The sequence below is a fragment of the Lysinibacillus sp. NPDC097287 genome (genome assembly GCF_044761695.1).
In the GTDB taxonomy this organism is placed as follows: domain Bacteria; phylum Bacillota; class Bacilli; order Bacillales_A; family Planococcaceae; genus Lysinibacillus.
This window is the reverse complement of sequence record NZ_JBIWCX010000003.1, coordinates 143,720-162,880: the sequence shown is the minus strand read 5'-3', so window position 1 is coordinate 162,880 and position 19,161 is coordinate 143,720. Positions and strand designations below refer to the sequence as shown.

The 19,161-nt window shown below is 37.6% G+C and carries 19 protein-coding genes and 1 other annotated feature; of the genes, 13 read left to right on the top strand and 6 right to left on the bottom strand.

Features of this window, described 5'->3' with window-relative positions; all coding sequences use genetic code 11:
* Positions 1-266: 266 nt before the first annotated feature.
* From ACIQ2D_RS06265 to ACIQ2D_RS06250, 4 genes are all read left to right on the top strand, one after another.
* The gene (locus ACIQ2D_RS06265; RefSeq protein ID WP_402861055.1) at positions 267-1,436 is read left to right on the top strand and encodes a DUF418 domain-containing protein; all 1,170 of its coding nucleotides are present in this window, start codon (positions 267-269) and stop codon (positions 1,434-1,436) included.
* A gap of 55 nt (positions 1,437-1,491) precedes the next feature.
* Entirely contained in the window at positions 1,492-2,394 is a 903-nt protein-coding gene (locus ACIQ2D_RS06260; RefSeq protein ID WP_402861052.1) for a fumarylacetoacetate hydrolase family protein, read from the top strand.
* Positions 2,395-2,472: 78 nt separating this feature from the next.
* A complete protein-coding gene (locus ACIQ2D_RS06255; RefSeq protein WP_402861049.1) occupies positions 2,473-2,841 on the top strand; it encodes a YisL family protein in 369 nt (122 codons plus the stop codon).
* Between the two features lie 192 nt (positions 2,842-3,033).
* Positions 3,034-4,503 carry an alpha-amylase family glycosyl hydrolase gene (locus tag ACIQ2D_RS06250; protein WP_402861046.1) on the top strand — a complete coding sequence of 490 codons (1,470 nt, stop codon included), beginning with the start codon at positions 3,034-3,036 and terminating at the stop codon, positions 4,501-4,503.
* A 48-nt stretch (positions 4,504-4,551) separates the two neighbouring features.
* Here ACIQ2D_RS06250 and ACIQ2D_RS06245 read toward each other — a convergent pair whose 3' ends face one another.
* Both ACIQ2D_RS06245 and ACIQ2D_RS06240 read right to left on the bottom strand, forming a co-directional pair.
* Entirely contained in the window at positions 4,552-5,409 is an 858-nt protein-coding gene (locus ACIQ2D_RS06245; RefSeq protein ID WP_402861043.1) for a DegV family protein, read from the bottom strand.
* Between the two features lie 83 nt (positions 5,410-5,492).
* The gene (locus ACIQ2D_RS06240; RefSeq protein ID WP_402861040.1) at positions 5,493-6,302 is read right to left on the bottom strand and encodes a Cof-type HAD-IIB family hydrolase; all 810 of its coding nucleotides are present in this window, start codon (positions 6,300-6,302) and stop codon (positions 5,493-5,495) included.
* Positions 6,303-6,426: 124 nt separating this feature from the next.
* Between ACIQ2D_RS06240 and ACIQ2D_RS06235 the strand changes: the two genes are divergently transcribed.
* Together ACIQ2D_RS06235 and ACIQ2D_RS06230 are read left to right on the top strand one after the other, a co-directional pair.
* Positions 6,427-7,191: a prolyl oligopeptidase family serine peptidase gene (locus tag ACIQ2D_RS06235; protein ID WP_402861037.1), complete on the top strand. Its 765-nt coding sequence runs from the start codon at positions 6,427-6,429 to the stop codon at positions 7,189-7,191.
* 184 nt (positions 7,192-7,375) lie between these two features.
* Positions 7,376-7,684, top strand: a complete 309-nt coding sequence (locus ACIQ2D_RS06230) for a metal-sulfur cluster assembly factor (RefSeq protein WP_402861034.1) — start codon at positions 7,376-7,378, stop codon at positions 7,682-7,684.
* Between the two features lie 83 nt (positions 7,685-7,767).
* Here ACIQ2D_RS06230 and ACIQ2D_RS06225 read toward each other — a convergent pair whose 3' ends face one another.
* Positions 7,768-8,454 carry a Crp/Fnr family transcriptional regulator gene (locus ACIQ2D_RS06225; RefSeq protein WP_402861031.1) on the bottom strand — a complete coding sequence of 229 codons (687 nt, stop codon included), beginning with the start codon at positions 8,452-8,454 and terminating at the stop codon, positions 7,768-7,770.
* A gap of 231 nt (positions 8,455-8,685) precedes the next feature.
* On the opposite strand from ACIQ2D_RS06225, the gene ACIQ2D_RS06220 reads away from it, so the two are divergent.
* The gene (locus tag ACIQ2D_RS06220) at positions 8,686-10,812 is read left to right on the top strand and encodes an ATP-dependent Clp protease ATP-binding subunit (protein ID WP_402861028.1); all 2,127 of its coding nucleotides are present in this window, start codon (positions 8,686-8,688) and stop codon (positions 10,810-10,812) included.
* Positions 10,813-10,881: 69 nt separating this feature from the next.
* On the opposite strand, the gene ACIQ2D_RS06215 is transcribed toward ACIQ2D_RS06220, so the two are convergent.
* The gene (locus tag ACIQ2D_RS06215) at positions 10,882-11,076 is read right to left on the bottom strand and encodes a YjzD family protein (protein ID WP_402861025.1); all 195 of its coding nucleotides are present in this window, start codon (positions 11,074-11,076) and stop codon (positions 10,882-10,884) included.
* Positions 11,077-11,285: 209 nt separating this feature from the next.
* Between ACIQ2D_RS06215 and ACIQ2D_RS06210 the strand changes: the two genes are divergently transcribed.
* From ACIQ2D_RS06210 to ACIQ2D_RS22370, 3 genes are all read left to right on the top strand, one after another.
* Entirely contained in the window at positions 11,286-12,224 is a 939-nt protein-coding gene (locus ACIQ2D_RS06210; RefSeq protein WP_402861022.1) for a beta-ketoacyl-ACP synthase III, read from the top strand.
* A gap of 31 nt (positions 12,225-12,255) precedes the next feature.
* The gene (fabF, locus tag ACIQ2D_RS06205) at positions 12,256-13,497 is read left to right on the top strand and encodes a beta-ketoacyl-ACP synthase II (RefSeq protein ID WP_402861019.1); all 1,242 of its coding nucleotides are present in this window, start codon (positions 12,256-12,258) and stop codon (positions 13,495-13,497) included.
* Positions 13,498-13,592: 95 nt separating this feature from the next.
* On the top strand, positions 13,593-13,805 hold the full coding sequence (locus ACIQ2D_RS22370) for a YuzI family membrane protein (RefSeq protein ID WP_483869744.1): 213 nt from the start codon (positions 13,593-13,595) through the stop codon (positions 13,803-13,805).
* Here ACIQ2D_RS22370 and ACIQ2D_RS06200 read toward each other — a convergent pair.
* Together ACIQ2D_RS06200 and trpS are read right to left on the bottom strand one after the other, a co-directional pair.
* Entirely contained in the window at positions 13,802-14,122 is a 321-nt protein-coding gene (locus ACIQ2D_RS06200) for a hypothetical protein (protein ID WP_402861016.1), read from the bottom strand. The two genes, ACIQ2D_RS22370 and ACIQ2D_RS06200, sit on opposite strands and share 4 nt — an antisense overlap.
* A 10-nt stretch (positions 14,123-14,132) precedes the next feature.
* On the bottom strand, positions 14,133-15,122 hold the full coding sequence (gene trpS, locus ACIQ2D_RS06195) for a tryptophan--tRNA ligase (RefSeq protein WP_402861013.1): 990 nt from the start codon (positions 15,120-15,122) through the stop codon (positions 14,133-14,135).
* A 130-nt stretch (positions 15,123-15,252) separates the two neighbouring features.
* Positions 15,253-15,484: a binding site (T-box leader), on the bottom strand.
* Between the two features lie 742 nt (positions 15,485-16,226).
* Here trpS and spxA point away from each other — a divergent pair.
* The 3 genes from spxA to ACIQ2D_RS06180 all read left to right on the top strand — a co-directional run bounded on the left by spxA (position 16,227) and on the right by ACIQ2D_RS06180 (position 19,158).
* Positions 16,227-16,625, top strand: coding sequence for a transcriptional regulator SpxA (gene spxA, locus ACIQ2D_RS06190; protein WP_053585422.1), 399 nt, complete (start codon positions 16,227-16,229; stop codon positions 16,623-16,625).
* Positions 16,626-17,058: 433 nt separating this feature from the next.
* Complete coding sequence (gene mecA, locus ACIQ2D_RS06185; RefSeq protein ID WP_402861010.1) at positions 17,059-17,727, top strand: adaptor protein MecA; 669 nt, start codon at positions 17,059-17,061, stop codon at positions 17,725-17,727.
* 318 nt (positions 17,728-18,045) lie between these two features.
* Positions 18,046-19,158, top strand: coding sequence for a competence protein CoiA (locus tag ACIQ2D_RS06180; protein ID WP_402861007.1), 1,113 nt, complete (start codon positions 18,046-18,048; stop codon positions 19,156-19,158).
* The last annotated feature ends 3 nt before the right edge of the window (positions 19,159-19,161 follow it).

Here is a 19,161-nt window from a genome sequence, read left to right as displayed (position 1 = left end):
GACATTTGATTACAGAGCGAATTTAATTAAGAAGGCTTGTTGATTGGAGTGGAGGTTGGGTGACTCCTGGGGGATTAGCGTCCTAGATGAGACCCTGGAGCGAGGCTTGCCGAGTGAAGCGGCTCATCTGACGCCCCCCGGAAAGCGCTCAGCCGGAACGGAAATCAACCCTAAGTCAAACGGATGAGCCATTACTAAAAATGAATGGGGTTATTTTCCTCTTTAGAGTAATATAAAGGGGAGTATTGGTAAGAGGAGGATGTTTTGTGGATTTAAAACCGACGATGTTGCAAGAACGTATTGCAACATTAGATATTTTACGAGGCTTTAGTTTATTTGGTATTTTACTAGTCAATATGTATGCATTTTATTTGCCCATGCCTTATATCGATTTGGCGACATGGTTTACAACACCGTCAGATATCGTATGGCAGCAAAACTTAGACATTTATGTGCAAAGTAGTTTTTATCCGCTGTTTGCCATGCTGTTTGGCTATGGTTTGGCAATGCAGTGGCAAAAGGCACAAAGTCGTGAAGTGAATTTTTATGGAACTGGGTTTCGTCGATTAGGTGTTTTGTTTGTCTTTGGACTAGTGCATGCGGTGCTGATTTGGTGGGGCGATATTTTAATGATGTATGCATTTTGTGGCGTATTTTTGCTGCTACTTTTGCGTCTGAAACCGATTTGGCTACTGCTAATTGGTATTGTCATCAATGGAATCATGCAAGTTTTTATGCTCATTGTGATGGGGTTTGTTAGTTTTAATACAGCTGTTGTAGATACTTATTTAAATATTACCGCAGTGGAAAAAGCCATTACTGCATATGGTTCTGGTAATTGGGTAGATGCTTTTGTGCAGCGGCTAGCTGATTTGTCCCTACAGGCAAGTGTAGGTATGTGGATTATGTCACTGTTTACGATTCTGCCGTATATGTTAGTTGGTGCAGCGGCATCGAAATGGAAGTTAGTAGAACGAGCAAGAGAACTAAAGTGGCTTTGGGTTACGCTAACAGTGTTTGGATTAGGTATGGGTATTTTTGTGAAAAGTTTGCCGATTATGCAAACTAGGACATATTTGCTCGACTATATAAAAGTGTATGTCGGTGGACCAATTTTATCGGTTGGTTATATTGGTCTCATTGTTTTACTTTGTTTATTGCCAGTTGTGCCGAAATTGTTAAGCCCATTTGCAAAAATCGGTCGTATGTCAATGACTATGTATATCATGCAGTCCATTATCGGGACATGCTTATTTTATCAATTCGGGCTAGGTTGGTATGGTAAAGTGAGTGTTGCAACAAGTGTATTGATTGCAGTGGGGATTATTGTGGTGCAAATGGTCATCGCTGAAATTTGGTTGTCGAAATTTAAGCAAGGACCATTAGAGATGATTTGGCGTAAATTTACCTATAAAAAAATGTTGTCGGAAAAGTAAGGCAATTTGTTGCGTATTGTTGTATCATGTAGAAAAAAGAAGGAGCTTTTAAATCATGAAAATTTTATCATTTAAATTAGGTGGACATGTAAGTTTCGGACCAAAAGTAAAAAAAGAAGAAGCGGTATGGGATGTACTGGCTATTCAAAATGAACTTCAAGTTCTCCCTTCTTTTTCAAATTCAATTGTTGATGGTATTGCATTAGGCTTCGATTTTGTTGAACAGATTCGTAAATTAGTAGAAGCGGCTAAAAATTCAGACCGTGCAGAAAGCTTCAAGCGTGAATTCTCAGTGATCGAATGGTTATCTCCAATTCCACGCACACCAAAAAACATTCTATGTATTGGTAAAAATTATGATGAGCATGCAAAAGAAATGGGTGCAACAGCAGCACCGACAGATTTAATGGTATTCACAAAATCACCAACTGCTATCGCAGCGGATGGTCAAACATTATCTATTCACGCAGATCTTTCTTCTAAAATGGATTATGAAGGTGAGCTGGCTGTCGTGATTGGCAAGCGTGGTAAAAATATTCCTAAAAATTTAGCATTTGATTATGTATTTGGTTATACGATTGGTAACGATATTACGGCACGTGACCTGCAAGATAAGCATAAACAATTCTTCTTAGGTAAAAGTCTAGATGGTACTTGTCCACTTGGTCCTTATCTTGTGACAAAAGATGAAATTCCAAATCCACAAGATTTAACAGTTGTGACAAAAGTAAATGATGAAGTACGTCAAAACGGTACGACAAAAGATATGATGTTTTCAGTAGAAGAACTAGTAGCAACTCTATCAAAACATGTAACATTAGAGCCAGGGGATGTTATTTTAACAGGCACGCCAGCAGGTGTTGGTAAAGGTATGACGCCACCGCAGTTCTTGAAGTCAGGTGATACTGTTAAGGTTTCAATTCAAGGGATCGGCACATTAGTCAACCATTTCGAATGAAAATCTGTAATATTTGAAACCATTTCCACGTCATGATAGGATAGAGTTTGATAGAAAAATTATGAGGTGGGGAAATAAATGGATTTTTTAACTAGCCAAACGCATTTGCATATTACTACTTGGGTAGTCGGTATCGTACTCTTTTTAATCGCAGCACTTAGCGGCAAGCAATCAAAAGGCTTACATATGGCGTTGCGTCTATTTTACATTTTAATCATTATTACTGGTGGTGCACTATTCATCGAGGCGATGAGTTATGGTCAAGGTATGCTTTACGGCTTTAAATTCATCGGTGGTATTTTAGTAATCGGTATGATGGAAATGGTATTAGTTCGTCAAAAGAAAAACAAACCAACAGGTATGTTCTGGGCATTATTTGCGGTGTTCTTATTCATCACATTGTTCTTAGGGTTCAAACTACCAATGAATATTAATTTCTTAGCGTAATTATCGTATAAAAGTCGTGAAGTGTTCGCTTCACGACTTTTTGTTTGCTCAAAATTGTTTGTATAAATTTATAATGACACCTTTTTGTCGCAATTGTTTTTTCATTTTAGGAAAATGTTTTGAAATGATAGCGGTTTACATGCTTTATTTGGTAAAATGACGAAGGATTGGTTTGAAAGAGAGGGAATATAATTGAAATTTAAGAAGTGGGTAAGTGGGACAGCAGCAGCGCTATTAATCGCTACTTCATTATTTGGGGTTGCACCTTTAGCGCAAGCAGATGAAATACAAAAAAGAACTATTGCTGAGGAGAGCATCTATGATTTACTCGTTGACCGTTTCTTTAATGGTTCGGGTGAAAACGATTATGATACAAATACGAAAGATCCTTCTGAATTTGCAGGAGGCGACTTTAGAGGTTTACAAGATAAATTAGCATTTATCGAAAAAATGGGCTTTAGCATCGTATCTATTGGTACTATTTTTGATACGGAGAAATACGATGGCTCGATGCCAACGAGTTATACAACGTTAGAAGAGCATTTTGGAACAGCTGAAGAATTTGAAAGTGTTATTAAAGCGTATAAAGCAAAAAATATGGCCATTATGATAGATTTTCCATTAAGTAATGTGAGTCCGAATCATGAGTGGGCAAAGGATTCAGCGAAACAAAGCTGGATTGCCTCTACAAATAACGGGCAAGTGCAGTGGGACTTAGCAAATGAGGATGTACAAGCGGCACTTATAGAAGCGGCAACTGAATTTGTTTCTACATACGATATTGGTGGTATTCGCTTAACAAATCTAGCGGATGCTGATACAGAGTTTGTGAATGCCATGATTGAGGCTGTAAAAGATACAAAAGAATCATTATATGTGATTGCTAATGAAGAAAGTGATGCAAACTTTGACGCTGCTTTTTCAACAGCAACTGCTGATGTTTACCGCAATATTTTCAAAACAGTTGATATGGATTCAACGAAGTTAATGGATCCAGTTGCTGGTGATCAACCAACGCAAATTATGATAGATACACTCGATACACATCGTTTTACATTTGACTCTGCAAATGAAAACATGTTCCCACCAACGCGATTGAAAATGGCGATGGGTGCATTATTTATGTTACCGGGGGTACCTGTTGTGCAGTACGGTACAGAAATTGCGATGAATGGTGAAAAAGCACCTGATACACATCAATTTTATAACTTTAAAACAGATGAAGAATTAATCGACTATATTAAAAATGTGCAGACATTACGCAATCAATCTGCAACACTTCGCAACGGTGATTTTGAAGTCATCACAAATGAAAACGGCTTACTTGTATTTACCCGTACATCGGATGAAGAGAAATGGGTCATCATGGTTAATAATACAAGTGAAACACAGCGCGTCAATTTAACACCAGAGCAATTGGGTGACGATAAAGCGTTGAATGGTCTTTTAAATGAGGAAAAGGTACGCTTGAATGAGAAAAACGTCTATCCTGTTATTTTAGACCGTGAAATGGTTGAAATTTATCAAGTAAAAGACGATGAAGGATTAAATATTCCATATATGGTGGCACTTGGACTAGTTTATGTATTATTTATTGGCTTTGTCGTTGTCATTATTAAACGTGGTAAAAAACGCCGACAAGAACAAGATATGCAGAAATAATGAAATCCCCCTACAGACACGCAATTAGGCGAATTTGTAGGGGGTTTTTTATGCTTGATAACTTTTGTTGGTGAAGAAAATGGCAATGGTGCCAGGCCCAACATGGGAGCCAATCACAGAGCCAATCATCGTTGTTTGTATGGCTTTTGGTGCTAGCTTTTCTTGAATAGATGCCTTTACTTCATTGGCGAAAGTAGGGTCATCACTATGGCTAATACCGACAATTTTATCGGAAAAATTCCCGCCGCGCTCCTGCATCAAGTCAAGCAGACGCGCAATCGCCTTTTTACGACCACGTAATTTTTCTATAGGGACAAGTTTCCCATCTTCTACATTTAAAATAGGTTTAATGCTTAAGAGGCCACCTAAAAAGGCACTAGCTTTGGATACGCGACCACCTTTAGCTAAGTAATCTAAGTCTTCTACTGTAAATAAGTGCTCAATTTGTGGCGCTAGAGCTTTGATTTTTGCCTCGATTTCATCAACAGAAGAACCTGCATCACGTAGTTGAACAGCTTCTTCAATGAGGAAGCCATGCCCTAGTGATGCACATTTTGAATCAATAATCGCTAGTTTAAGTGATGGATATTGTTCTAGTACTTGGTTGCGAATCATGATTGCAGTGCCATATGTACCTGATAGTTCCGATGAAAAGGCGATATAAATGCCTTCTTCACCACTTTTCGCTAATTGTTCAAAATGAGATAGAAAAAGTTCTGGTGACACTTGAGATGTTTTAGGATGTGCACCTTTTCGAATGGCTTCATAAATTTCTTTTGAGTCAATTGAGATGACATCATCGTATTCGTTACCGTTTAATTGAACACGTAATGGTAATAGCACTACATCATGATCTTCGTAGTAAGCTTTTGGTAAATCACATCCGCTATCGGTAAAAATTCTCATGTACTCATCCTCCTACATATAATGCTTCTATATTCAGAATTTAAACGGAATTACAAAGGAATGTCAATTACCCTTATTATTACTTATGCTAATTTCAAGCGTTCAATGAGGATTTTAGCAATGCCGTCCTCATTATTTGTCGCTGTAATTTCATTGGCAATGTTTTTTAACGATGAAATACCGTTACCCATTGCAACGCCGATACCGGCATAATCTATCATTTCAAGGTCATTGTCTTCGTCGCCAAAGGCAATAATTCGTTCACGTGGAATGCCTAAATCTTTTGCGACATGGGAAATACCGACAGCTTTATTTAAGCCACGACGTACAATTTCAATAATATGCAATGGTGCTCCCCAACGACGGTGCTCAATCACTTCAGCATGTACATCATGTAAATGATCACGAATAATCATCGAGTTTTCTTCATTAGCTTGAATAAGTAAGCTTGTTGGATTTACTTGTAGATTCATAGATAAATCGCCTAATGTAATTTTGGGATTCCCCATATTGAAAATATTTAAAATACGATCATCTTCCGTATGAACATATATATCATCTTTTACTTCTGCAATAATATTTTCATATTCATAGGCATTCACAGACTCTACGACGTTATGAACAACGCTCAAATCAATTGGTGTATGCATAGTTTGCCATGATGCATTTTTGGGATGATGAATGTATGCCCCGTTAAAATTCACAATAGGTGTTGTCAGGCCCAGTTCGTGATAGTAAATATCACTTGCACGATACGGACGCCCAGTGGCGATCATTACCTGATGTCCTTGGGCTTTTGCTTGTAATAATGCACGTTTTGTTTTTGCAGAAATTTGTTGTTGGTCCGTAAGTAGTGTACCATCTAAATCTAAGACAATTAAATGTGGTTTCATAATCTTGTTGCCCCTTTCCTCTATGTATGAATAGTATCCCTTAGTCCCCCAATTCGTCAAAACTTTGTCACGTAGAAAAAAGTTTGCTAACATAATAGGGTAAGAAAAGTTGGGAGTGATGTAAATGATTGTAACGAAAGAGACGTGGGAAGATATTCCTTTATTACACATACATACGGTCGAAATGAATGAAAAAACACCAGTAGTAATCTTCCTACATGGTTTTATGAGTGCGAAAGAACATAATCTACATTATGCTTATCAGTTAGTAAACAAAGGTGTGCGAGTCCTACTACCAGATGCAAAATTGCATGGGGACCGTAGTGAAGGATTAACTGAAATGCAGTTGAATTTACGATTTTGGGAGATTGTCTTAAATTCTATTCATGAAGTAGAACAATTATTTAATTATTTAAAGGTTAATCGTTTATTAGAAAGTAATAAAATTGGCGTTGCAGGTTCTTCAATGGGAGCTATTACAACATCAGGTTGCTTAAAGCGTTATGATTGGATAACTACTGCAGCTTTATGCATGGGTGCACCCGGTTTTGTAGAACTAGGAAAATACCAATTAGAGCAATTGGCTGTTAAAGGACTTAGTTGGCCAATGACAGATGCGGAAATTGCTAAAAGCAATGACTTATTGGCAAGTTATGATGTCACATTAACGCCTGAAAAGTTTGCAAGGCGCCCAGTGTTTTTCTGGCATGGAAAAAAAGATTCAACAGTGCCTTTTAAAGATACTTATACATTTTATTTAAAATTACGTGCATATTATGATGCAAACCCAGAAAATTTAAATTTTGTGGTAGACAATCAAGCAGGACATGCTATTACACGTGATGGTTTGCTAGCAGCAACGGATTGGCTTGCACAGCATTTGGCATAATAAGTATCATCTGCTATGATGAGGTTAATTGTATTCACCGGGCGTTTAAACGTCCGGTGAATATAATTAAAGCTCCGGCGGATGTCACAGATTTTGAAAGGAGTTAATTGTGCAAGCACAATTCAAAATCTGGACGCAAATACGCCAAGGCGAATTTGATTATTGTGTAGAGAGGAGAAATGAAATGGATCAAGATATGAAAGATAGTATGTTAGGTGCATTAGAAAATGTAATTGACCCTGAGCTTGGCATTGATATTGTCAACTTAGGTTTAGTATATGAAGTAGATTTAGATGATGAGGGCGTAGCAACTGTCGATATGACGTTAACATCAATGGGCTGTCCAATGGGACCGGTTATCGTAGACCAAGTTAATACAGCACTTAGCGAGTTACCAGAAGTGAAGAGCACAAACGTTAATATCGTGTGGAATCCACCATGGTCAAAAGACAAAATGTCACGCTATGCAAAAATCGCTTTAGGTGTACGTTAATAGTAAAAGTGAAAAAAGTATTTAGAGACATAAAAAATCCCTGTTTGCAGTAATTTGCAGACAGGGGTTTTTCGTATAGCGGATTAATCTATTCGGCAAATCTGTAAAGGGCAATTTTCGCAGGCGATTTCATCTTTTAAAAATTTTATATTATGGATAGTAATGTATCCTTTTTCAAATGTTAAGATATCATGCTTTTTTAAATCATTCAGCATGCGATTAATCATTTCTCGACTTGTTCCACATAGGTTGGCAACTTCAAAATTAGTTAATGGAAAATCAATAACAATCGAACCATTATCTAAAGGTTTTCCATATGTGTTTGTTAGGCGAATTAGTGTGGAAAATAAAGCGCCTTTTTTACCGTTCAATACCAAATCACGTAATCGGCTTTGGTGCTTGAAATTCTCAATTTGGAGCCACTTCAAATACTCCACCATGGACATCGGTTGTTCTGTTAATAGATGCTCCATTGATTTTCGACTAAGCACATATAAGGTAGAAGGCTCTAACACTTTAGCGGTCATGGAATTATAGATAAGGTGACAAAACAGTGAGCTTTCACCAATAATACTATTAGGTCCACAAATACGCATCGTTAATTCTTTACCACTTTCGGTCTCTTGATTAATTTGAATAGCGCCAGATTCAATAAAAAAAATTTCTTCGGCACGCTCACCTTCTAAAAAAATTTTACTACCCTTATCCACTTTAATAAAAATACCATGATTTTTAAAAAGAGCATGAATATTGTCTTGCATATTATCCATTATGACCATATAACAATCACATCTCTTTCTTTTTGTAACTAGTAATTATATTACAAAAGGATGATGATTAACCTTTTCCATATACTAAACGAACGAAATACAACAATATCATAACATAATATTCCAATTTCGAGTGTGATTTTTAGAGCTTATTTTTTGCACGAGCCTGTCGGATGTTGTAAAATAAAGTTAGTCAAAAAAGGTCAAACATTTTAAAAGGAGATGCTGACTATGCAATTTCAACAAACTGATGATAAAAAACCATTAGAGCAATTTGGTCGTAATTTAATTGAAGAAGTCAAAAATGGTAAAATGGATCCGGTTATTGGTCGTGATGAAGAAATTCGAAATGTTATTCGAATTTTAACGCGTAAAACTAAAAACAATCCGGTTTTAATAGGGGAACCTGGTGTTGGTAAAACGGCAATCGTAGAAGGCTTAGCACAACGTATTGTCAAAGGTGATGTTCCAGAAGGATTAAAAGATAGCATTTTGTATGAACTAGATATGAGCGCATTAATTGCTGGTGCAAGCTATCGAGGTCAATTCGAAGAACGTTTAAAAGGTGTTCTTAAAGAAGTGAAAGAAGCAGAAGGGCGTATCATTTTATTCATTGATGAAATTCATACAATTGTAGGCGCAGGGAAAACAGATGGGGCAATGGATGCTGGGAATATGTTAAAACCGATGCTTGCCCGTGGTGAACTGCATTGTATTGGTGCAACAACGTTAGATGAATATCGTATGTATATTGAAAAAGACCCTGCATTAGAACGTCGTTTCCAACAAGTCCTAGTACGTGAGCCTTCTATTGAAGATACAGTGTCGATTTTACGTGGCTTAAAAGAACGATTTGAATTACATCATGCTGTACGCATTCATGACCGTGCCATTGTGGCAGCTGCAGAACTTTCAAATCGATATATTACAGAGCGCTTCTTACCAGACAAAGCAATTGATTTAATTGACGAGGCATGTGCAATGATTCGTACAGAAATCGACTCAATGCCTCAAGAGTTAGATGCGGTGACACGACGTATTATGCAACTAGAAATCGAAGAACAAGCGCTACGCAAAGAAAAAGATGATGCTAGTAAAAAAAGATTAGAGCAGCTTCGTGAAGAACTTACTAAGTTGAAGGAATCATCGGAAGGAATGCGTAAACAATGGGAAGCTGAAAAAGAAGCCCTTCACGGTATACAGAAAAAACGTGAAACGCTTGATAAATATCGTCGTGACCTAGATGAAGCAGAAAGTAAGTATGATCTAAACAAAGCTGCAGAATTACGTCATGGTAAAATCCCAACACTTGAAAAAGAAATTCAAGGAATGGAACAGCAATTAGAAAATGGTACAGAAGCACGTATTTTACGTGAAGAAGTAACAGCTGACGAAATAGCATCTATTGTTTCCCGCTGGACAGGTATACCAGTAACAAAGCTAGTGGAAGGTGAACGTGAAAAATTATTACGTTTAAAAGAGACGCTACATGAGCGTGTTGTTGGGCAAGATAATGCAGTTCAGTTGGTAACGGAAGCGGTTTGGCGTACTCGTGCAGGCATTAAAGATCCACATCGTCCGATCGGCAGTTTCTTGTTCTTAGGACCAACGGGTGTCGGCAAGACAGAGCTGGCCAAGGCACTAGCTGCTCAATTATTCGATTCAGAAGATCACTTTATTCGTATTGATATGAGTGAGTACATGGAAAAACATAGTGTTTCTAGATTGGTCGGTGCACCTCCAGGATACGTGGGTTACGAAGAAGGCGGTCAATTAACGGAAGCAGTTCGACGTAATCCATATTCTGTTGTATTACTCGATGAAATCGAAAAAGCGCATCCAGATGTCGCGAATATTTTACTGCAAATTTTAGATGATGGTCGAATTACAGATAGCCAAGGCCGTATGGTGAATTTCACAAATACAGTTGTAATATTAACGTCTAATATTGGTTCTAGTTATTTGATGGAAGCGAAAAATGATGATGACGTTGTAGAAGATCTTGTGATGGCAGCATTGCGACAACACTTTAAACCAGAACTGTTAAACCGTATGGATGATATTATACTGTTCCACGCATTGTCTGATGAACACTTTACAGCGATTGCTTGGAAATATGTAGGGCAACTGATGAAGCGTGTAGCGGAGCAGGAAATTACATTGCAAGTAGACGAAGCAGTGATCCATTGGGTAGTTGAGCAAGGGGCTGATCCACAATTTGGTGCACGTCCATTAAAACGTTTCGTTCAACGTTATATTGAGACAGCAGTTGCGAAGGAATTATTACGTGGGGAAGCTTTACCAGGTGAGGTACTTCACATCACGATGCGTGATGGACAGTGCGTTGTAGAAAAGTAAAATGAATAATAACTGTGGATGATGCCACAAAAAAAGGACATCTCAAAATTGAGATGTCCTTTTTTGTTATTAATGATGGTCTGCTGCTTCTGGAGTTGGTTCGTTTGGAATGATAGCGCCAATTACAAAAATTAGTACTGAGAACACAACTGAGATAATTGCGCCAACTTGGAAGTCAAATGGTGCGCCAAGTACAGAACTTACTACATAGTTTAACATTGAAACAAGTAGGAATGACCATACGAATGTTGCGATATATTGCATAAAATTCACCTCTACCGAACTTTTTGAAAATCATAAAGTTTTATTACATATACATTATCATATCATAACATATATCGAAAAAAAAAGAATCTTTTTAATAAACATGGCGAAATTGTCACACGATTTCACCTATTGTTTTCAGAAAAATTATGAGTTATAATTATGACCAGTTACTAATAATTGATGTTAAGAAAGCAGAGGGGTGCTGTATGAACGCAGGTATTATAGGGTTAGGAAGATACGTTCCGGAAAAAGTAATGACGAATTTTGATTTAGAAAAAATGATGGATACGTCAGATGAGTGGATTCGTACTCGTACAGGTATTGAAGAACGTAGATTTGCTGCAGACACACAAGAGACATCAGATCTAGCAGTAGCCGCTGCAAAAGATGCATTAAATAAAGCAGGGATTGCTCCCGAGGAAATTGGTTTGGTGCTAGTTGCAACAGTGACACAAGACCAAGCGTTTCCGAGTGTAGCATGTATGGTCCAAGACCAAATTGGTGCAGTAAATGCAGCAGCGATGGATGTTGGTGCAGCGTGTGCAGGATTTATATATGGCTTGGTGACAGCCAAACAATTTGTAGAATCTAACGCTTATAAATATGTCTTAGTAGTAGGTGTTGAAAAACTGTCGAAAGTTATCGATTGGGAAGATCGTAATACGGCCGTTTTATTTGGTGACGGAGCAAGTGCTGCAGTCATGGGGAAAGTATCAGAAGGTAGAGGGATTTTATCGTTCGAACTTGGCTCAGATGGTTCAGGTGGAAAACACCTCTATTTAACCCAGCAACAGACGATTGCGATGAATGGTCGTGAAGTGTTTAAGTTTGCTGTTCGCCAAATGGGCGAGTCGGCAGTAAATGTACTAGACAAGGCTGGTTTATCAAAAGAAGATGTAAACCTTTTAGTACCTCATCAAGCGAATATTCGGATTATGGAATCAGCACGCGAACGTTTAGAGTTACCGCCAGAAAAAATGTCAAAAACGATTCATAAATATGGCAATACATCGGCTGCATCAATTGGTATTTCCTTAGTAGAAGAGATAGAAGCAGGCAAAGTAAAAGATGATGATCTATTAGTCCTTATAGGATTTGGTGGCGGCTTAACATGGGGCGCTCTTACAATGAGATGGGGAAAATAAAAAAGATAAATTGCTTGAAGGGAGTAAGACAATGAGTAAACGACGTGTAGTGATAACAGGAATTGGCGCAGTAACACCACTTGGGAATAGCATTGAGGAAACATGGGAAAACGTAAAAGCAGGCAAGTCAGGTGTAGGGGAGCTAACGCGCTTAAATAAAGAACAATTTGCTGCGAAAATTGCAGCAGAAGTAAAAGACTTTGATATTGAAAAATATATTGAACGTAAAGAAGCGCGTAAGATGGACCGCTTCACGCATTATGCACTTGCCGCGTCGATTATGGCGATGGAAGATGCCAAGCTTACAATCGATGAGGAATTGGCACCGCGAGCAGGCGTATGGATTGGTTCAGGGATTGGTGGTATGGAAACGTACGAGCAACAATTTTTAACGTTCCAAGAGCGTGGTGCAAGACGTGTTAGCCCATTCTTTATTCCGATGATGATTCCAGATATGGCATCAGGCCAAGTATCAATCCATTTTGGAGCAAAGGGCATTAATTCTTGTTCTGTAACGGCATGTGCATCTGGCACGAATTCTATTGGCGATGCGTTTAAAGTGATTGAACGCGGCGACGCGGATGTAATGATTAGCGGCGGTGCAGAGTCTCCAATTATAACAATGGCGGTGGCTGGTTTCTGTGCAAATACGGCATTATCTTTAAATACAGATCCGACAACTGCTTCTCGTCCCTTTGATAAAAACCGTGATGGTTTTATCATCGGCGAAGGTGCAGGTATTGTGATTTTAGAAGAATACGAACATGCAAAAGCACGCGGTGCAAAAATTTATGCAGAGGTCCTTGGATACGGCTCGACAGGTGATGCCCATCATATTACAGCGCCAGCACCTGAAGGCGAAGGTGCTGCTCGTGCGATGAAGCAAGCATTAGCAGATGGTGGTGTAGAACCATCACAAGTTGGCTATATTAACGCACACGGTACAAGTACACCGTATAATGATTTATTTGAAACACAAGCAGTTAAAACAACTTTTGGTGAACATGCATATAAATTAGCGATGAGCTCGACTAAATCTATGACAGGTCACTTACTAGGCGCAGCGGGTGGTGTGGAAGCAATCTTTACAGCATTAGCTTTAAAAGAGGGGATTTTACCACCAACAATGAACCTAACAGAACCAGATCCTGAATGTGATTTAGATTACGTGCCGAATCAAGCACGTGAAGCAAACATTGAATATGCAATGAGTAATTCGCTAGGCTTTGGTGGACACAATGCAAGTTTATTATTTAAAAAATACGTAGATTAATAGAAAACGTCAGCCAGAATTTTCATGGCTGACGTATTTTTTATTGTCCATTCGAATAGATGATAAGTAAGAAGAAATAGAAAGGATGCGCATACTTGTTCCGTGTATTTATGTTTTTACTTAGTTATGGTTTGTTAATTCTATCGATAGGCAATCTGATATTATATTTAAATTATCGAACACTAGGTTATTCTTGGGCAGTTGTATTCAAATTCATGCTACACACAACCGAATTTTACTTAGCGATTGGCGCATGCATCATCTTGTGTAGTGTGGTGCTTGATTTTGGCTTTGACCGCACATCCTAAGTTGTGAGATAACGATTGAATTTTACCGTAACACCTGTGCCTAATTCAGCTGAAACTTTTTGGGCAAGCAGTGCTCCTTGTTTGTCGTGTGCTTCTGCTAGGTGTTCGGTCCCTTCAATGAAAGAATCATTTTCGATATCAATCCACTCACCAAAGTCACACATCCATGTCGTCAATTCAGTGATTATTGCTTCACTTAGTGGAAGCTCTTCTAACTCTAAATTGGCGAGGCATTGACCACACCAAAGCGGGTCAGCACCAAAATCGCCTTCGATAATTAGTGTAATGATTTGTTTTTTACAATGTTCACAGTGCATATATTTCCCCTTAGCGACGTGTGCGGCCTAAGCCCATAGCTGCTTCCATACGTTTTAGTGTAGCACTTGCAATCGCATGTGCTTTTTCAGCACCTTCATCTAAAATTACATCTAGTTCAGATGATTCTACAAGGTTATAAAATCTTTCTTGAATTGGTGCTAGGTGATCGATGACAGCCGTTGCTACACCTTGTTTAAAACCGCCATATCCGATACCGTCATATTTTTTCACTAGATCGTCAATAGAAACACCAGAAATAGCTGATTCAATTGATAATAAATTGGAAACACCAGGTTTATTTTCAACATCAAATGCCACAATACCATCAGAGTCAGTAACAGCTGATTTGATTTTTTTCTCGATATCTTTGGCAGTATCTAAAAGTTTAATCGTCGCTTTTGTGTTTGGGTCTGATTTACTCATTTTTCTTGTTGGTTCTTGTAATGATTTAATACGCGCTCCTGCTTTTGGCAGTTGGATTTCTGGAATGGTTAATACGTCTCCGTAGCGTTTGTTGAAGCGCTCTGCAAGGTCACGTGTTAACTCGATGTGTTGTTTTTGATCATCACCAACCGGCACGATGTTGGTATTGTATAAAAGAATATCAGCTGCCATTAATGGCGGGTATGTTAATAGTGCAGCAGATACTGTTTCCTTACCATTCGATTTATCTTTGAATTGAGTCATACGCTCTAATTCACCGATAGAAGCGACACATTGTAAAATCCAACCTGCCTGTGCATGGGCGGGAACTTCTGATTGGATAAATAACGTCGATTTCTTCGGATCAACACCTGTAGCGATATATGTCGCAGCTAAGTTACGAATGTTTTGACGTAGCTCTTTAGGATCCTGTGCGACTGTAATGGCGTGTTGGTCAACGATACAGTAAACCGCGTTACCTTCTTCTTGTAGTGCAGGGAATTGTTTGAATGCGCCAAGGTAGTTCCCTAGAGTCACAATACCTGTTGGTTGTACACCTGAAAAAATTGTTTTCATTTGTTTTCCTCCTAATAAATCAATTATGCCTCGGTGTCATTACGTCCGAGAGCTTTGATTTACTCAATTAATGTTAGAGCACTAAACGAATAAATAAAAAAACATCATGCGTCCTCATTAGTATTTCTAATGAAGGGACGAATGATGTTTGTATCCGCGGTACCACCCAGCTTGCCTAAAAGGCCACTCTTCTTCGTAACGTGAAGGGACGAGCTTTGCTAATGGGCTTCATGAGGATACATGAACGTTCACAAAGCTAACTCGGAAGTCCATTCCAAATACGTGCATGATCTGTTTACAGCGACCACAGACTCTCTATACAGGCACATTGTATTTGTACTATTCTTCGTCAGCGTTTTTAGTATTGCTGAAATTATATTATAAAGATTCATCTAAAAGCAAGTATGTCAATTGCACCTCGTCGTAATCATATCTGCCGCTACGCTTTCGCGTAAAAAATATCTGTGACATTCGCCAGAGGCTTTAGGCCAACAGGATGCTGGCCACTCAGGCGTTGTCGCATGACGCGGCGATCTTAGCTTGGGTTCTACTATTCAGTCAGCATTTAGATGCCTACTGACAAAATAGCTAAACTCACATTCATCACACTAGCGATATAGGTAGTTTTTTCTGTACCTGCCGCTACGCTTTCGCTACAAAATACATCTGCTGAATAAAGATAAAAGTCAGACTTTTGGCGGTGGTTTTGTCTACACTAAAAAATTATGCTATAGTTAGCTATTTTTTTGTTAGAAGTGGAACCTTAATTACTAAATATTCGTTTAATTTGTACACACCTAAATGACATTATTCTCGTTTAAAAAAAATAAATGAGAACAAACAAACAAGAAAAAGATTATGTTTAATATTGCTTATAATTGGGAATATTATTACTAGTTCAATTTTCATAATGAGAAAAAAGTTGCTCTGAATGCGCATATATCGACATAATAATTCGCAATATTGCCTTTCTTTTTTCATTGGGACTATATTCAAAATCACCAGATTGTTGTATAATGAAGAAGTAGTTTTAAATTAAACTAATTCTAAATTAATACTCTAATTTATAGATGCCGAAATCTAAATGGGAAGGATGTGTAAAATATGTTAGTAACTTTATTTACATCACCGAGCTGCACTTCTTGTAGAAAAGCTAAAGCATGGTTGGAGGAACACGAAATTCCATATACAGAGCGTAATATTTTTTCTGAGCCTTTAAGCATTAGTGAAATTAAAGAAATTTTACGCATGACAGAGGATGGTACGGACGAAATTATCTCAACTCGATCTAAAATTTTTCAAAAATTGAATGTTGATGTTGAAAGCTTACCATTACAACGTTTATATGAATTAATTCAAGAATATCCAGGCTTATTACGTCGTCCGATTATTTTGGATGAAAAACGTTTACAAGTTGGCTATAACGAAGATGAGATTCGACGTTTCTTACCTCGTAAAGTGCGTGCCTATCAGTTACAAGAAGCTCAACGTATGGTGAACTAAGCACAAGTGTATAATTATAACGACGAAGATGTTACACAAATGCAAAATGCATACTGTGACATCTCTTTTTTTATGCCTTTAAAAGGTGAAAAGTATATATGATTGAGATAATAATTGATGGGGGAAAGTCATATATTTCCGTGAAAGTATGTTAAACTTGATTTAAACAAAATAGTTTACTACAATTTCAATATTCAAATATCTTTTGTGAAAAGGTGTATATCCTTTTCATTTTATGAAAGAACAGCATACAATAGAATTAGAGACAACTGTAACCAGTAATATCAAGGATTTCAGTTGCTCAACAATTTTGTTGTAGTGTGGTCAAAGGTTGAAAAACAAAGTAAATTAAAGATTAAAAACAATGATTCATAGCATACTAATGAAAGAAAACTGTTTTTCGACAAATGACAGTGAAGGGAGATGAGGTCTAATGGACATCGAACGTGTAAATGAAAACACGCTCAAGCTCTTTATTACGTACAATGATATAGAGGACCGCGGCTATAGTCGTGAAGAAATTTGGTACAATCGAGCAAAGGGTGAACAACTTTTTTGGGATATGATTGATGAAGTAAACACGGATGACTATTTTGATGTAGAAGGTCCGATTTGGATTCATATCAATGCGTCTGAAGTAGGCTTAGAGATCATTGTCACACGTGCTCATATATTAAAAGACGGTGAAACATTAGATGGTCATTCAAATTATGATGAACATAAGGAGATGTTTGGTCCTTTTGATGAGGTTGGCGAGGAGCTGCTCAGTCAGTTAAGCCAATTTGGTGATTTGGATGAATCAGAATTGTTCATGGATACAGATATTTACGTATATAAATTTAAAGATATTGATGAGCTAATCCCTGTGGCGAAACGTATGACAATAGAAGCACTGGATTCCTCATTATTTAAATATGAAGACAATTATTATTTAGTAGTAGATTATGCAAATGTTGATGAAGATTTAAATCGACATGATAAAAATGCCGTTATCAAAGAATTTTTAAGACCATCAAATTTCACAATTCACCGTTTAGAAGAATACGGCGAAAAAATTATGGAATATGACTGTTTTGAAACAATTCGAAAATATTTTGCATAGATAATGATAGCCCCCGAGATTTCGGGGGCATTTTTTATTATGTTGAGGGATATATAGATTTTGTTGTGGATTTTTCAGATACAACTATTTCTTAGAATAAATGCAGTTATGATCATAGTTTTGAATTAAGGGAATGGGGTATGATCCGTTTGCTAGAGAAGTAATCCGCTTTACTAAGACTTAGACTTTAAACAAAGTTATATTGTAAATAGCATTACTATAAAATACTATGCAAAAATCAATTTTGAGGAAAAAGCCGCTTTTTTATTGAGCTACATGATGATTGTTTTTACAATGGGCTAAAAAGGGGACAGTTCTATGCTTATTGCCCTGACAGAAAAAAGCGAGCGTTTTCTTTCTTATGAACATACAAGAGATACATTGCAACAATACCGGCAACAGGAAAAATTTTATTGCCCACAATGTCATCAACCTGTTCGATTGAAAATAGGTATTATTAATACTCCGCATTTTGCACATGTTACTACTCAAGCGTGTGATCAATTATTTGCAGAAGGAGAATCGGCTCTTCATTTGAAAGGCAAGATACAGTTATTTGAATGGCTCAAAAAGCTAGGACATATAGTAGAGCTGGAGCCTTATTTATCAAAGCTTGCGCAAAGACCGGATATACTTTTAACAAGGCAGTATAAGCTAACTGCGCTTGAATATCAATGTAGTGCCATTTCCTATGAGAAGTGGCGAGCACGTACAGATGGCTACGAAAAGGAAAGGTTAGAGGTGCTGTGGCTCTTTCAAACACCGCTAAAAAAAATTGTTTCACCAGGTATCCAAAAAATATCTATTGCACCAATCATGCAGCAAGTGATTATCCATCCATCGCAAGGTTTACCGTATTTAATCACTTACAATGCAAATACCTCACAATTTATTTACTGGTCGAATCTTCTTCACCTTCAAGGGCATACTTTTATAGCGAAAGTACAATGCTTGCCTATCGAAATGCAACATTATCCTTTTTACGAACCGAAACCCCTATCTAGAGATGATTTTAAACGTTACTGGCAATTGTATAAAAAAACGGGTGAGCAGTACATGTATCAACGGTTACTTCGAAGTAAAAAAGGTGTACAAGACCCATTTTTGCGAAGCTGTTATGAATTGAAATTTTCACTCCAATCAATGCCTATATATGTAGGCTTCCCTGTGAACAACGCAGAAGCTATCCCTTATTTTTCGATTGAATGGCAGACGATGTTGCATTATTTTTGTCGGCAAAGGCAATTGCAGCCTAAACAATTATGCAAAGGAGATATTCAATTATTCCTTCATCAGTTGGACATTGAACCAACGGAAGTCGCTATACAAGCTGTGAAAAATTACAGTATGATTCATGAGAAAGTCCAAGGCAATAAAGATTATTTAGCAGACGTTTATGGACATATATTTGCAATTGAAACAAGTTATTGAGAA

What these genes read in the sequence shown, in the direction of transcription:
- ACIQ2D_RS06235 (WP_402861037.1), top strand. Translation starts at nt 6,427, where the DNA reads ATGATTGTAACGAAAGAGACGTGGGAAGATATTCCTTTATTACACATA.
- spxA (WP_053585422.1), top strand. Translation starts at nt 16,227, where the DNA reads ATGTTAGTAACTTTATTTACATCACCGAGCTGCACTTCTTGTAGAAAA.
- ACIQ2D_RS06180 (WP_402861007.1), top strand. Translation starts at nt 18,046, where the DNA reads ATGCTTATTGCCCTGACAGAAAAAAGCGAGCGTTTTCTTTCTTATGAA.
- ACIQ2D_RS06215 (WP_402861025.1), bottom strand. Translation starts at nt 11,076, where the DNA reads ATGCAATATATCGCAACATTCGTATGGTCATTCCTACTTGTTTCAATG.
- ACIQ2D_RS06210 (WP_402861022.1), top strand. Translation starts at nt 11,286, where the DNA reads ATGAACGCAGGTATTATAGGGTTAGGAAGATACGTTCCGGAAAAAGTA.
- ACIQ2D_RS06200 (WP_402861016.1), bottom strand. Translation starts at nt 14,122, where the DNA reads ATGCACTGTGAACATTGTAAAAAACAAATCATTACACTAATTATCGAA.
- ACIQ2D_RS06225 (WP_402861031.1), bottom strand. Translation starts at nt 8,454, where the DNA reads ATGGATAATATGCAAGACAATATTCATGCTCTTTTTAAAAATCATGGT.
- ACIQ2D_RS06230 (WP_402861034.1), top strand. Translation starts at nt 7,376, where the DNA reads ATGGATCAAGATATGAAAGATAGTATGTTAGGTGCATTAGAAAATGTA.
- mecA (WP_402861010.1), top strand. Translation starts at nt 17,059, where the DNA reads ATGGACATCGAACGTGTAAATGAAAACACGCTCAAGCTCTTTATTACG.
- ACIQ2D_RS06240 (WP_402861040.1), bottom strand. Translation starts at nt 6,302, where the DNA reads ATGAAACCACATTTAATTGTCTTAGATTTAGATGGTACACTACTTACG.
- fabF (WP_402861019.1), top strand. Translation starts at nt 12,256, where the DNA reads ATGAGTAAACGACGTGTAGTGATAACAGGAATTGGCGCAGTAACACCA.
- ACIQ2D_RS06245 (WP_402861043.1), bottom strand. Translation starts at nt 5,409, where the DNA reads ATGAGAATTTTTACCGATAGCGGATGTGATTTACCAAAAGCTTACTAC.
- ACIQ2D_RS06255 (WP_402861049.1), top strand. Translation starts at nt 2,473, where the DNA reads ATGGATTTTTTAACTAGCCAAACGCATTTGCATATTACTACTTGGGTA.
- ACIQ2D_RS06260 (WP_402861052.1), top strand. Translation starts at nt 1,492, where the DNA reads ATGAAAATTTTATCATTTAAATTAGGTGGACATGTAAGTTTCGGACCA.
- ACIQ2D_RS06220 (WP_402861028.1), top strand. Translation starts at nt 8,686, where the DNA reads ATGCAATTTCAACAAACTGATGATAAAAAACCATTAGAGCAATTTGGT.
- trpS (WP_402861013.1), bottom strand. Translation starts at nt 15,122, where the DNA reads ATGAAAACAATTTTTTCAGGTGTACAACCAACAGGTATTGTGACTCTA.